This window comes from Flavobacterium flevense (genome assembly GCF_900142775.1).
In the GTDB taxonomy this organism is placed as follows: Bacteria; Bacteroidota; Bacteroidia; order Flavobacteriales; family Flavobacteriaceae; genus Flavobacterium; species Flavobacterium flevense.
Window position 1 is genome coordinate 538537 of record NZ_FRCC01000002.1, and the last position, 14660, is coordinate 553196.

General features: G+C 36.7%; 8 protein-coding genes. All 8 read left to right on the plus strand.

Annotated features, from left to right (window positions below):
* The first annotated feature begins 280 nt into the window (after positions 1–280).
* Entirely contained in the window at positions 281–1966 is a 1686-nt protein-coding gene (locus tag BUB89_RS05495; RefSeq protein ID WP_073242742.1) for a polysaccharide lyase, read from the plus strand.
* Positions 1967–1979: 13 nt separating this feature from the next.
* Positions 1980–2630 carry a DUF3826 domain-containing protein gene (locus BUB89_RS05500; RefSeq protein ID WP_083552506.1) on the plus strand — a complete coding sequence of 217 codons (651 nt, stop codon included), beginning with the start codon at positions 1980–1982 and terminating at the stop codon, positions 2628–2630.
* A 33-nt stretch (positions 2631–2663) separates the two neighbouring features.
* A complete protein-coding gene (locus BUB89_RS05505) occupies positions 2664–5825 on the plus strand; it encodes a DUF6298 domain-containing protein (RefSeq protein WP_083552509.1) in 3162 nt (1053 codons plus the stop codon).
* A gap of 1 nt (position 5826) precedes the next feature.
* Positions 5827–7239, plus strand: coding sequence for a glycoside hydrolase family 140 protein (locus tag BUB89_RS05510; protein ID WP_234982536.1), 1413 nt, complete (start codon positions 5827–5829; stop codon positions 7237–7239).
* 45 nt (positions 7240–7284) lie between these two features.
* The gene (locus BUB89_RS05515; protein ID WP_073242747.1) at positions 7285–8859 is read left to right on the plus strand and encodes a glycoside hydrolase family 28 protein; all 1575 of its coding nucleotides are present in this window, start codon (positions 7285–7287) and stop codon (positions 8857–8859) included.
* A gap of 160 nt (positions 8860–9019) precedes the next feature.
* Entirely contained in the window at positions 9020–9937 is a 918-nt protein-coding gene (locus tag BUB89_RS05520; protein ID WP_073242749.1) for a glycoside hydrolase family 43 protein, read from the plus strand.
* On the plus strand, positions 9937–11802 hold the full coding sequence (locus BUB89_RS05525; RefSeq protein ID WP_073242751.1) for a sialidase/neuraminidase family protein: 1866 nt from the start codon (positions 9937–9939) through the stop codon (positions 11800–11802). The genes BUB89_RS05520 and BUB89_RS05525 overlap by 1 nt, the downstream gene beginning before the upstream one ends.
* A gap of 63 nt (positions 11803–11865) precedes the next feature.
* A complete protein-coding gene (locus BUB89_RS05530) occupies positions 11866–14646 on the plus strand; it encodes a glycoside hydrolase family 78 protein (protein ID WP_073242753.1) in 2781 nt (926 codons plus the stop codon).
* Positions 14647–14660: the final 14 nt, after the last annotated feature.

The following is a 14660-nucleotide window of genomic DNA, read 5'->3' on the forward strand; positions in this document are numbered from 1 at the left end:
AATTATAAAACAGATATACTTTGATAGTATTGAAAACCCGTTGGGTGTAATTATCAAAAACGTCAATTCGAGTGTTTTTTGCGTAATGAAATGGAGTAAAAAATGTATCGAGAATCGTTTTTGATAATGATTTTTCTTGTTCTCGATACAATCCCGTCCGAAAACGGGATTACTCGAACTGACGAAAAATTATCATCAAAAACCAATTACACCCAGCGGGTCATTGAAATAGTATTAAAGTTCATTAAAATATAAACTTATTCATTAAAAACCTCAAAAAATGAAATACAACATACAACAGCTGTTTAACCTAAGCATACTTTTTTTCAGTTGCTCGGTTATGCACGCTCAATATCCTGAAATTCCAAAAGCCCTTCAAGACAAAACCGATGCAATTTTAGCAGAGGAAGATGCAAGATTAGCTAAAATTTGGAAAGACAATGAAAATATCCTCAGAGAAGAAGCTATAAAAGGGCGTCCCTTTATTCCCTGGGCAGCTTATCCTGGAGATTTAATTCAGGCAGAAATCCCAGCTTTTCCAGGCGCTGAAGGTGGTGGAGCATTTACTGCCGGTGGACGTGGGGGAAAAATATTTGTTGTAAACAGTTTAGAAGATAGCGGTAAAGGAACTTTAAGAGAAGCTTTAGAAGCAGTTGGGGCAAGAACAGTTGTTTTTAATGTATCGGGGATTATTAAGTTAAAAAAACCAATCAGTGTACGTGCACCTTATATTACCATTGCAGGGCAGACAGCTCCGGGTGATGGTATTTGTGTAGCTGGAGAATCTATTTTATTGGATACACATGATGTCATTATCCGTCATATGCGTTTTCGTCGTGGTGCTACTGAGGTTACAAGAAGGGATGATGCTTTAGGCGGGAATGTAATTGGAAACGTTATCATTGATCATTGCTCCGTAAGCTGGGGATTAGACGAAAATATTTCGCTATACCGTCATCAGTTTCAGGCCAATGAAAAATCAAAATTAGAAAAAATCCCAGCAGTTAATGTAACAATACAAAACACCATATCTTCGGAAGGTCTGGACACCTATAACCATGCTTTTGGAAGTACTATTGGAGGTTTAAACAGTACTTTTGTTCGTAATTTGTGGGCCAATAATATTTCAAGAAATCCTTCTATAGGAATGTATGGAAGTTTTAATTTTGTGAATAATGTATTGTTCAATTGGTGGAATCGTTCCCTTGATGGAGGTGATTACCGTTCGATGTTTAATATCATCAATAATTATTTTAAACCGGGACCTATTACTCCTGAAAAGGAACCTATTAGTTACCGAATTTTAAAACCGGAATCAGGTTACATGGAACCTAAAACTTTTGGAAGAGCTTATGTATCGGGTAATTATGTAGCAGGTTCTCCCGAAGTTACAGCTGATAACTGGAATGGCGGAGTACAGCTGGAAGATCGTTCTTTAGCAGAATCTAAAGATTATTTGCAGTTAATTAAACAATCTAAACCGTTTCCAATGGCACATGTAACCATTATGAAAGCCGATGAAGCGTATGAATTTGTTTTGAATAACGTAGGTGCTACTTTACCTAAAAGAGATGCTGTTGATAAACGTGTAATTAATTATGTTCGAACAGGAAAAATAGAATACAAAGATGGTTTGGAAAACACTATCGGAAAAGAATATATTAAAAGAAGATTGCCTGATGATTCCTATAAAAAAGGAATTATTACCAGTCCGGATCAGGTAGGCGGATATCCTGAGTACAAAGGGAAAGCATATAAAGATTCAGACAATGATGGTATTCCGGATGCATGGGAGAAAAAATACGGTTTAAATCCTAAAGACGCTTCGGATGCTAACGGGGATTTGAATGGTGATGGTTATACTAATATTGAAAAATATTTTAACGGAATCAATCCTGCTCAAAAAGTAGATTGGACAAAACCGGAGAATAATCAGGAGACCTTAAAAAACACGTTGTTAAATTAATAAAAATTTGATAATGAAGAGATTAAGTCTATTGTTGTTGGTGTTTACTTGTTTTGCTACCCGTGCACAACAGCATGAAGTTACAAATTATATTGATGATATTGATTTACGAGCTTCAAATGTTGTAGCACAATTGGATATAAACAGTACTGATAAAAAGAAAATCAAAGCAATTGTTGTTAACCAATACCTGAATATTGAGAAAATTGAAGCAAAAAGAAATTCTCAATTGGAAAAACTTGAAAAAACAGTAGACGATCAAGAAAAACAAAAACTAAAATCAGAAGAAGTTTGGACAGATTACAAAGCTTCAATTAGTAAATTGCATGATTCCTATTTGCATAAATTGTCTAAAAAACTAAGTGATTCTCAGATAGTTCAGGTCAAAGATGCGATGACTTATCAAGTAATGCCTAAAACCTATTTTAATTTTCTGGATATGTTTCAAAATCTTAACGAAAACCAGAAAAAGATGATTTATGATCATTTGGTTGAGGCAAGAGAAAATGCTATGAATGTGGGAACTCATAAATGGCAATTTCAATGGTTTGCAAAGTACAGAGGAAAAATAAATAACATTCTGGCTTCACAAGGAATTGAATTGCATCATACAAGCAAAGCTTGGGAAAAAAAGCAATTAGCAAAAAAGAATGACTCAAAGTAGTTTTTCTGTCTAATAATTTAAAACCACTTCAACGTGAATTTTATAAAATTAAAAAAAGGAATAATCACAAAACAGGATTTAATTTTTATCTCCTGTTTTGTTTTGTTGTTTAGTTTCAAAAATAGTTTTGCTCAAAACAGCTTTCCAACAATTACAAAAGACAAAACCGGAAAAGTAATCCGAACACAGGACAAGGTGGGAAACCAAATTCCTGATTTCTCTTTTGCAGGTTATCGTGCCGGTGAATATGCTATTCCGGATATTGCCGTTAAAGCATTTGTACCTCCTATTGCCGGCGATGCTACCGCTACCATTCAGGCTGCCATTGATTATGTGGCAACACTTAAAGCCGATAAAAATGGTTTTAGAGGCGTAGTGCTTTTAGATAAGGGGACTTATAACGTTTCCGGAGCTCTTTGGATCAAAGAAAACGGAATTGTTTTAAGAGGAAGCGGAACCGGAAACAACGGAACAACAATCTTGGCAACAGGAACCAGCCGTGGTGCAATTGTAAATATTTCCGGAACTAATAATCAGGTTTTAAAAGAAAAATTTCAACTAGCAGCTGATTATACGCCACTTGGAAGTACCAGTATTTCTTTAAAAAATGCCAATACGATTAAAAAAGGGGATCATATTTTAATTAGTACTCCTATTTCTCAAAAATGGATTGATAGTCTGGAGATGAAAGACTTTGGTGGAGAAACAGGTTGGATTGGCTGGAAAAAAGATGATTTTGTCATTCGTGCTGATAGAGAAGTTACTCAGGTGCAAGGCAACACCATTACTATTGACGCTCCAATAACCAATGCTTTAAACGAAAAATTATCTTCATCGGAAGTAGTGGTTTACAATTGGTCGGGTCGAATTAATAATGTAGGGGTAGAAAACATCACTTTAAAATCAGATTTTGATACTACAAACCCAAAAGACGAGCAACACAGATGGTACGGAATTTCGATTCAAAATACCGAAGATGCCTGGGTAAGACAAGTGAATTTCGAACAATTTGCCGGAGGTGCTGTTTCCATCTTAAAATCAGCTAAAAGAATTACGGTGGAAGATTGTATGTCTTTGAATCCTGTATCAGAAATTGCGGCTTTTAGAAGAAATACTTTTTATACCGAAGGACAACAAACTTTGTTTCAACGTTGTTATTCGGAATACGGTTATAATGATTTTGTTGTTGGCGGTTACGCTACTGCGGGACCTAATGTGTTTTTGCAATGCCAGTCGTATTTGCCTTATAGCTTTAGTGGTTCTATTGGAAGTTGGGCTACAGGAATGTTATTTGATGTCGTTTTAATCGATGGAAACGCATTAAGTTTTAAAAATTTGGGTCAGGACGGTCGCGGAATTGGCTGGAATGCAGCTAATAGCGTGATCTGGGAAACTTCGGCTTCAAAAATTGATAATTTTAGTCCGCCTACTGCTGATAATTGGGCTTTTGGAGTTTGGGCACAATGGGCAGGAAACGGACATTGGAATGAGGTAAACAGTCATATTAATCCCAGAAGTTTATATTATGCTTTGTTAGAACAACGCCTTGTAAAATTACCAGTGCCATCTCAGATTTTAGATCTGGGTTCTGAGCCTACTTCCAGCCCAACGATTGAACAGGCTAAATTTTTAACAGCCGAATCCTATAAAAAGCAAACCACCTTAAAAGAATGGATTGAACAGGCTGCAACACGCAATCCAATTGCCATTGATTTTGCAAAAGCAAAACGAATTACCGAAATCAAATCAGCACCTGAATCTATTGCAGATAAGACGGATAAAATCGAAATTAAAAACGGACTTCTAATTGGTAATAAAGGACTGTTAACAGGTGAAATTATTGATATTCCATGGTGGAGAGGCAGTTATCGTGAATCGGATATTGTAACCGCCAGACCTCACGTTACCCGTTTTGCACCGGGACATTATGGATTGGGTTATACCGATAATTTAGATGAAACGGTTCAGTTTTTAGTGGATAATAATAAGGCATCTTTAGATCATAATTACGGCTTGTGGTACGAACAAAGAATGGCCGATCACGAACGTATCCGCCGAATGGATGCCGATGTCTGGGCACCTTTTTACGAGCAACCTTTTGACAGAACCGGACAAGGAACGGCTTGGGATCATTTGAGTAAATATGATTTAACAAGATTCAATACATGGTATTGGGATCGTTTGAAAACCTTTGCTGATTTAGCGGCTCAACAAAATAAGATATTAATGAATGAACAATATTTTCAGCATAATATTTTAGAAGCAGGAGCTCACTGGTCAAGCTCCCCTTGGCGTCCGGCTAATAATGTAAACCATACAGGACTTCCGGAACCACCGCCTTATATAGGTGATAAAAGGATTTTTATTGCGGAACAGTTTTATGATATTAAAAATGAAAATATTAGAAAACTACATCAAGGTTTTATCGAAAAAAGCTTAGAAAATTTCGATAATAATGCCAATGTATTGCAACTGACAAGTGCCGAATATACCGGACCTTTATCGTTCATGCAATTTTGGATGGATGTAACAGCCAATTATAAAAAAGCGCATAAAAGTGAATCTAAAATCGCCTTAAGTGCTACTAAAGATGTTCAGGATGCCATTTTGAATGATGCTAAAAGAGCAGCAACAGTTGATGTAATCGACATTAGATACTGGTACTATAAAGAAGACGGAAGTTTATATGCCCCTCAGGGAGGCGTAAATTTAGCGCCAAGACAGCACGCCCGCCAAATGAAAGTGGGTAAGGAAACCGATGCTCAGGTGTACAGAGCGGTGCGGGAATACAGGGATAAATACAGCAATAAAGCGGTTATTTATTCCACACCGGGAGCTAATAGATTTGGCTGGCCGGTGTTGATGGCCGGTGGTTCTCTGGCTGCGATTCCTAAAATTGTAGTACCAGGCTTTCATGATGCATTGGCAAACATGAAAACAGTTTCCGCAGAAAATTACAACAGCTCTTTCTGGACACTTGAAGATAAGGGAGAAGCATATCTTTATTATTTCCAAAATGAAACTCAGGCAAAACTGGATTTATCTGATTATAAAGGAACTTTTGAAGTCTATTGGATAAATGCCGAAAATGGAAACCAAATTGCAAAAGAAGTAATTCAGGGTAAATCAGTTGCCACGCTGAAGGCTCCTGATGGAAAAGAATCGAAAATTGTAGCATATATTAAAAAGAAATAAAATGAAAGTAATGATCTCTAAGAAAATGGGTAAACTATTTGCAATTGCAGGATTAAGCTGTCTGGCTGTTTCCTGTAAAGTAAATAATGAAGAAACAAAGACTTTGGCAAAATTAGAAGTTGCCTCAAACAAGCATTATTTTCAAACAGAAGACGGGAAACCCTTTTTCTGGTTAGGAGATACGGGCTGGCTGACTTTTGGGAAGTTAAGCCGTGAAGAAGTAAACCAGTATTTTGAAAACCGAAAAGAAAAAGGTTACAATGTAATCCAGGTGATGGTATTGCATTCCTTAACTGTAAAAAATGTCTATGATGATATGGCATTAGTTAATGAAGATGTTTCTAAACCATTGACAACTCCGGGAAATGATTTTAAGAATCCGGAAGAATATGATTATTGGGATCATGTAGATTATGTATTAGATGTGGCTCAAAAAAACGGCTTGTATGTTGCCATGGTACCGGTTTGGGGAACTAATGTGGCCAAAGGAGACAAAGTAAGCAAAGAGCAAGCGGAGAAATATGCCAAGTTTTTAGCCGACAGATACAAAGGAAGAACCAATGTGATTTGGTTAAACGGAGGCGATACACATGGAGATGAATTTGTGGATATCTGGAATGCTATCGGGAGTACTTTAAAAACCAATAATCCGGATCAATTAGTGACTTTCCATCCTTTTGGACGTACTGATTCTTCGGAAAATTATCATAATGCAAGCTGGCTGGATTTTAATATGTTCCAGTCCGGACACAGAACCTATGCTCAGGATACTACGAAAGGTGCTTTTAAAGAAGACAATTATAAATATGTTAGTAGAGATTGGGATTTAAAACCAACTAAACCAACACTGGACGGTGAACCATCCTACGAAGGAATTCCTCACGGACTGCACGATACGTTACAACCTAAATGGAAAGATCATGATTTAAGAAGATATGCATACTGGTCCGTTTTTGCAGGTGGTGCAGGTTTTACTTATGGAAATAATGCCGTAATGCAAATGTACCATAAAGGTGAAAAGAAAGGTGCCTACGGAAATAAAGAAATCTGGAGTGATGCATTAAATGCTCCCGGTGCAGGACAAATGCAATATTTGAAAGACTTAGTTTTAAAAAACAATTATTTTGACCGTGTTCCGGATGAATCTATTGTTGCTAATCAGGGTGAAAAATACGATTATCTGGCAGCAACCAGAGGAACTGATTATGCTTTAATTTATACTTATAATGGCAGAACAATGTCTTTGAATATGGGAAAAATTAAAAGTGATAAAGTAGATGCTTCCTGGTTTAATCCTAAAAACGGGGAAGAAAAATCTCTTGGTGAATTTAAAAATGAAGGGGTTTTAGAATTTAATCCTCCGGGAGAACAAGCTGATGGGAATGACTGGGTTTTAGTTTTAAAGTCAAAGTAGCCACAATCAAAAATCTGCGCAATCTGCGTGCAAAAAACACACATTATGAAAATTAAAAATATCATATTACTGCTTTGTTTTATAACAGGATTCAATACTGCTTTCGCAAATGAAGGTTGGATTAACATTCTCAACGAAGGCGGAAACAATAAAGGAATTCTTTGTACACCAGCCATTCAAAAAGCGATTGAGAAAGCTTCTAAAAATGGTGGTGGAACTATTTTCTTTCCGGCTGGAAATTATTTAACGGGACCCATTACATTAAAAAGCAACATCACGATTTATCTGGATGCCGGTTCTGTATTGAAATTTTCAGAGAATTTTGATGATTATCTTCCGTATGTAGAAATGCGTTACGAAGGAATCATGATGAAAACTTTTTCACCTTTATTGTACGCTAAAGATGCCGAAAATATTAGTATTAAAGGAAGAGGTGTAATCGACGGACAAGGTAAAGCATGGTGGAATGAAGTGTACCGAATAGAATCTGCCAAAGGCCCGATTCCGGAAACCAAATACCAAAAAATGTGGACGGAGCAAAACAAAGGAATTGTGTATTCGCCTTATTATCAAAGAACTATTGACAAAAAATTTTTCCGACCTGCTTTTTTTCAGGCACAAAATTGCAAGAATATTTTAATCGAAGGAGTGACTTTTCAAAACTCTCCTTTCTGGACGATAAATCCGGTTTTTTGTGAGAATATAAACATTACGGGAATCACCATTTTTAACCCGCATTCGCCTAATACAGATGGAATTAATCCTTCTTCCTGTAAAAATGTGCACATTTCTAATTGCCATATTAGCGTAGGTGACGATTGTATCACCATAAAATCAGGTCGTGACGAAGATGGTCGTAAATATGGTATACCTACAGAGAATGTAACCATTACTAATTGCACTATGCTAAGCGGTCACGGAGGTGTTGTTATTGGAAGCGAAATGTCGGGTGGAATCAAAAAAATCACAATTTCTAACTGTGTTTTTGACGGAACCGACAGAGGAATCCGAATCAAATCGGCACGTGGTCGTGGCGGTGTGGTAGAGGATATTCGAGTAGATAATGTTGTGATGAAAAACATCAAAGAAGAAGCTTTTATGATGAATCTTTTTTATGATAAAAATACTGTTGAAGAACCGGTTTCGGAGCGAACACCCATTTTTAGAAACATTCATATTAGCAATGTTACCGGAACGAATGTTAATAAAGCAGGAACTGTTTTAGGAATTTCTGAAATGCCGGTGCAGAATATTTCTTTTTCGAATATCAATATTCAGGCTACAGAAGGATTTACATTAAATACAACAGATAATGTTGAATTTCATGATGCTAAAATCACAACCACTTTAGGATCTTCTTTCAAAATTGAAAATTCGAATAATCTGATTTTAGACAATGTTGCTTCCATGAAACCGATAGCAAACACCGCATTAATTAAATTGACAGATGTTTCAAACATGATGATTTCTAATAATTTTCCAATGTTTGCTACAGATGTTTTTATCGAAGCAAATGGTGCGAAAACTAAAGGAATCTTCCTGAAAAACAATGTTTTTAATAATGTGAAAAAAGTAATAAATAAAGGAGCTGCTTTGAACGCGGGGGCTGTTGTTGAGTAAAACAATTATATGATAGTTGTGTCATTCCGACGAAGGAGGAATCACATATCGTAACTACTTAATGAGATTCCTCCTTCGTCGGAATGACAAACGGATAGTTTCGGAGAATAAATGCAAGCTTTTTGTAGTCATTTCAAATATATTAATATAGAAATTAGTAATGAAAAAAATAGTACTTATACTAATAGTCAGCTTTTCTGTTTTGAGTTGTTCCAATTCAAAACAAGCTTATCTCTTCACTTCCTTTAGAGAACCGGCTACTGATGGATTATACCTGGCTTCGAGTGAGGATGGATATCACTGGAAAGATTTGGGTGGTCCTTACTTAAAACCGGAAGCCGGGAAAAGCAAAATCATGCGTGATCCTTCTATCGTTAAAGGTAAAGATAATGTGTATCACATGGTCTGGACAACGGATTGGAAAGGTGGCGATGGCTTTGGTTATGCCAGTTCTAAAGATTTGCTGCATTGGTCAGAACAGCAGTATATTCATGTAATGAAGAAGGAACCCGAAGTGGTAAATGTTTGGGCTCCCGAAATTTTTTATGATGATGAACAGGATCGCTACATCATTATTTGGGCTTCTACCATTCCGTTTCGCTACGCAAAAGGACAGGAAGAAGAAAAAAATAACCATCGCATGTATTATGTAACCACTAAGGATTTCAAAACTTTTTCGGATACCAAATTGTTTTTTGAACCCGGTTTTTCTGTAATTGATTGTGTAATTGTAAAAAGAGCTAAAAACGATTATGTGTTGGTTTTAAAAGATAACACCAGACCCATGAGAAATTTAAAAGTGGCTTTTGGAAAAACACCATTAGGACCATTCGAAAATATTTCTGAACCTTATACTGCATATCTTTCTGAAGGTCCTACGGTTTTGAAAAAAGGCAATGATTGGTTGATTTATTACGATAATTATGGTGCTAAAAATTACAAAGTAGCTAAGACGGCTGATTTTAAAAATTTTGAAGATGCATCTTCTCAAATTAAACTTCCGGAAGGTCATAAACACGGAACGATTACTACTATTTCAAAGAAAACTTTGAAGAATCTAATTGAAAATAAAAAATAATGAAAAACATTCTAAACATAAAAAACAATTTTTTAATAACAGCGCTTACAATTGCAAGTTGTACTGTGGCTGTTGCACAAAATGATACCGTGAGATATGTTGGGAAAACATTGTCTAATATCGATTACCACCACGGACAATTAAGTCCGGCTGTTGGGGTTCATGCCACGCAAATTATGCGAGCCAGCAGGGAACATCCTGAAAAATCAGACGGATATGGCTGGACATACAATCATCAGCCTACCATGGCGTATTGGAATAATACTTTTTTTCTGGAATATTTAAGTGGTCGCTCAGGAGAACATATTCCGCCAAGTCAAACTTTATTAGTGACTTCTAAAGACGGAGAAAACTGGGGAATGCCAAAGGTGATTTTTCCTGTTTACCGCATTCCTGATGGGTGGAAAAAAGAAGGTGTAGATGGCGTAGCTAAAAATCTGGATGCTATTATGCACCAGCGAATGGGATTTTATACGTCAAAAGATAAAAAACTATATGCATTAGCTTATTACGGAATTGCAATGGACGAAAAAGACGATCCTAATGACGGAAAAGGAGTTGGTCGTGTGATTCGTGAGATTCATAAAGACGGAAGTTTTGGACCTATCTATTTCATTCGATACAATAAATCCTGGGATGAGTCTAAATCAGCATTTCCATTTTATACAAAATCAAAGGACAGAGCTTTAAAGAAAGCCTGTGAAGAAATCCTTTCGCAACCCTTAATCATGCAGCAATGGGTGGAAGAAGCAGACAGAGATGATGTATTAATCCCGTTACAAAAGCCCTACAAAGCCTTTAGTTATTACCATTTAGCAAACGGAAATGTGGTAGGTTTATGGAAACACGCCTTAACCAGCATTAGTAAAGACGGCGGTAAAAACTGGGAATACATGCCATTGCGTGCTCCGGGTTTTGTCAATAGTAATGCTAAAATCTGGGGACAAAAAACGTCTGATAATCGGTATGCTACGGTTTATAATCCATCAGAATACCGATGGCCATTAGCCATTTCCACATCTGATGACGGTTTAAATTACACCGATTTATTATTGGTTCACGGCGAAATCAGCCCAATGCGCTATGGAGGGAATTATAAATCCTATGGTCCGCAATACGTTAGAGGAATTACTGAAAATAATGGAACTCCTCCTGATGGAAAACTGTGGGTTTCTTATAGTGTAAATAAGGAAGATATTTGGGTGGCTTCGATTCCGGTTCCGGTGCCTTCTGTTGTGAAAGAAAATGCGAATGACATTTTTAATACTTTGCCTGATGGTCAGGAATTAAAACTGTGGAATACGTATAATCTTTCCTGGGCTTCCGCCAAAATAGAAAAGAAAGCCGATGGTGTAAAATGGTTAACTTTACGTGATCGTGATTTATTTGACTATTCCCGTGCGGAACGTGTAATTCCTTTTGCTGAAAAAATGGAAGCTACTTTTACCGTAAAACCGGAACAAAATAATCATGGTTTATTGCAAATTGAATTCCAAAACAAACAAGGATTACCATCTATCCGACTGGTATTTGATTCGGAAGGGGTTTTAAAAGTAAAAAATGGTGCCCGTTTTAGTGGAATCACCCAATACGAAGCCGGAAAGGAATATACCATCACCGTAAAACTGGATGCTGCTTCTCGTTCCTATACTGTAAAAGTGAATGAAAAAGAATCAGGTACAAAGATATTCTATGCACCAACCGATGGTATTTCAAGAATTATGTTCAGAACCGGCGAGCAACGTTATACTCCTAATCCGGATACAGCACCGGATATTGAAGATTATGTTGATTTACCAAATACAGGTTTAGAAATTCCGGAAGCGGTATTTAATATCAAATCATTAGTTACGGAAAAATTATAAAAAAAACAGCCACGAATTCACCAATTAATAATAATTCGTGAATTCGTGGCAAAAAAACAGAACATGAAATTTTTCAAAAATATAGTGTTTGTTCTTTGTCTATTAGTGACTTTTAGTTCTAATGGACAAATGAATGTTGCCCATTTAACATGCAATAGCGCTACAAATCCGTTAGCAATAAGTATCCAAAATCCGGTTTTTAGCTGGAAAATAGTTTCTAAAAAGTTTGATGTTTCACAAACAGCTTATCAGTTAGTAATAGCTTCTACTAAAGAAAAACTGAATACCAATGAAGCTGATGTCTGGGATAGCGGAAAAGTAATTTCAAGTGCAAGTCAGGACGTTCAGTATACAGGAAAAGCTTTAAAAAATGAAACCAAATATTTCTGGAAAGTCAGAATTTGGTACAAAAACAGAAAAGCGACTCAGTGGAGCAATGCGGCTTATTTCAGAACCCAGCCTTCGGATTTAAACCCAACGTGGATTGGAGCAATTACTAAAGCCGATAGTCATTTGCCGGAAGGTCGAAATTACCATACCGCTACTTTTAAAAAAGAGAAAAGACAGGCAATGGTAGATGCAACTGATTATTTGGCTCGAAGAAGTATCCAGTTACGCAAACCATTTACTGTTTCGAAAAAAATTAAAGAAGCGGTGGTGTATGTTTCCGGATTGGGTCATTACGAACTGACTTTAAACGGAAAAAAAGTTGGCAATAGTGAATTCGCACCGCTCTGGACGGATTATGACAAGACCGTTTACTACAATACTTATGAAATTAAGGCAAGCGAATTGTCAAAAGGAGAGAACGTAATCGGAGTATTATTAGGCAACGGAATGTACAACATGATTGAAGAAAGGTATGCCAAATTCTTTGTGAGTTTTGGTCCGCCTACTTTGTTTTTACAAATGAAAGTATTTTTCGAAGACGGCTCTGAACAAATTATCAAAACAGATAAAACCTGGAAATATTCTAAAAGCCCAATCACTTTCAACAGTATTTTTGGTGGTGAAGATTACAATGCTAATCTGGAACAAAAAGGCTGGAATCAGGCTCATTTTAATGATGCTAACTGGAAATCCATTGTGATTCAGGAAGCGCCAAAAGGGGTGTTAAGACCACAACAACTTACTCCTGTAAAAATTGAAGAGCAGTTTGCTGTCAAAGCAGTTACGGAACCAAAAGCGGGTATTCGTGTTTTTAATATGGGACAAAATCTATCCGGTTTCCCTACGTTGAAAGTACAGGGTAAAAAAGGACAAACCGTGAGAATGTGGGTGGGTGAAGGACTCAATGACGATGGAACGGTAGGTCAGGGAAGATCCGGAAAACCATATTATTTTGATTATACTTTAAAAGGCGAAGGAATTGAAGAATGGCAACCTAAATTTAGTTATTATGGTTACCAGTATATTCAAATAGAAGGGGCTAATTATAAAACAACTAAGGATGCTTCTTTGCCAACAATTATAGATTTAAAATCTAATTTTATTTATAATTCAGCGGGAACTGCGGGAAGTTTTGCTTCTTCCAACGAAATTTTCAATAAAACGCACGAGCTGATTAATAATGCTATTAAAAGTAATTTTCAGGCTGTGCTTACTGATTGTCCGCATCGTGAAAAACTGGGCTGGCTTGAAGAATCCCATTTAAATGGTCCTGGGCTGATTTATAATTACAACATGAAAAATTATATTCCGGGAATCATGCAAAACATTGCCGATGCACAGCGTGAAAACGGAATGATTCCTACCATTGCACCGGAATATGTGGTTTTTGGTGGTGATTTTACCGATTCGCCGGAATGGGGCGTGGCAGGAGTTATTTTGCCTTGGATGTATTATGATTATTATGGTGATGATTCTTTGTTAAAAGAATATTATCCGGTAATGAAAAAATATGTGGATTATCTGACTTCAAAAGCTGATAAAGGAATTGTTTCTTACGGTTTAGGCGACTGGTATGATTATGGAGATCACGCGGCAGGTTATTCTAAAAATAGCCCAATAGCGCTCTCAGCGACAAGTCATTACTATTTTGGTGTTGATTTACTTGCTAAAGCGGCGAAGCTATTGGATAAAAAAGAAGATGCAGTTATTTACGAAAAATTAGCAATAAGTGTAAAAAAAGCATTTAATGGCAAGTTCTTTGATACAAAAACCAAACAATACGGTACCGGAAGCCAGTTTAGCAATGCAGTTCCACTGTTTTTAAACATGGTTGCGGCAGAAGATAAACAGGCTGTTTTAGCCAATCTGGTTAATGACATCAAAGCCAGAAACTACCGATTGACAACAGGAGATGTTGGGAATCGCTATTTGTTTCAGGTTCTGGCTGATAACGGTTTGAATGAGGTCATGTACAAAATGCACAACCATTATGATGCACCGGGTTATGGTTTCCAAATAAAATTTGGCCTGACCACTTTAACCGAGCAATGGGATCCGCGAAAAGGAAATTCCTGGAATCATTTTATGCTGGGGCAAATTGAAGAATGGTTCTATAAAAGTCTGGTTGGGATTGTTCCCGATGAAGCAAATCCGGGTTTTACGCATTTCTTTTTACAACCTGAAATGCTGGGTGATATGACTTTTGTAAAAGGAACTTATAATTCGGTTTATGGCGAAATCGCTTCAGAGTGGGAGAAAAAAGAGAATAAGTTAATTTATAAATGCACGATTCCGGCTAATACAACGGCAACTGTAAAATTGCCTGTAGCTACTAATACAGTTATCAAAGTAAACGGAAAAAAACTGAGCAATTCTAAAATGGTTCAAAATGAGGATGGCAAAACTTCATTTATTTTAGGTTCAGGTGTTTATGTGGTGGAATGTGTGTTGTAAATAAAAATAAAATG

Bases quoted from the DNA above. Each gene is read 5' to 3' on its own strand.
- BUB89_RS05495 (WP_073242742.1), top strand. From the start codon at position 281: ATGAAATACAACATACAACAGCTGTTTAACCTAAGCATACTTTTTTTC.
- BUB89_RS05520 (WP_073242749.1), top strand. From the start codon at position 9,020: ATGAAAAAAATAGTACTTATACTAATAGTCAGCTTTTCTGTTTTGAGT.
- BUB89_RS05530 (WP_073242753.1), top strand. From the start codon at position 11,866: ATGAAATTTTTCAAAAATATAGTGTTTGTTCTTTGTCTATTAGTGACT.
- BUB89_RS05500 (WP_083552506.1), top strand. From the start codon at position 1,980: ATGAAGAGATTAAGTCTATTGTTGTTGGTGTTTACTTGTTTTGCTACC.
- BUB89_RS05525 (WP_073242751.1), top strand. From the start codon at position 9,937: ATGAAAAACATTCTAAACATAAAAAACAATTTTTTAATAACAGCGCTT.
- BUB89_RS05510 (WP_234982536.1), top strand. From the start codon at position 5,827: ATGAAAGTAATGATCTCTAAGAAAATGGGTAAACTATTTGCAATTGCA.
- BUB89_RS05515 (WP_073242747.1), top strand. From the start codon at position 7,285: ATGAAAATTAAAAATATCATATTACTGCTTTGTTTTATAACAGGATTC.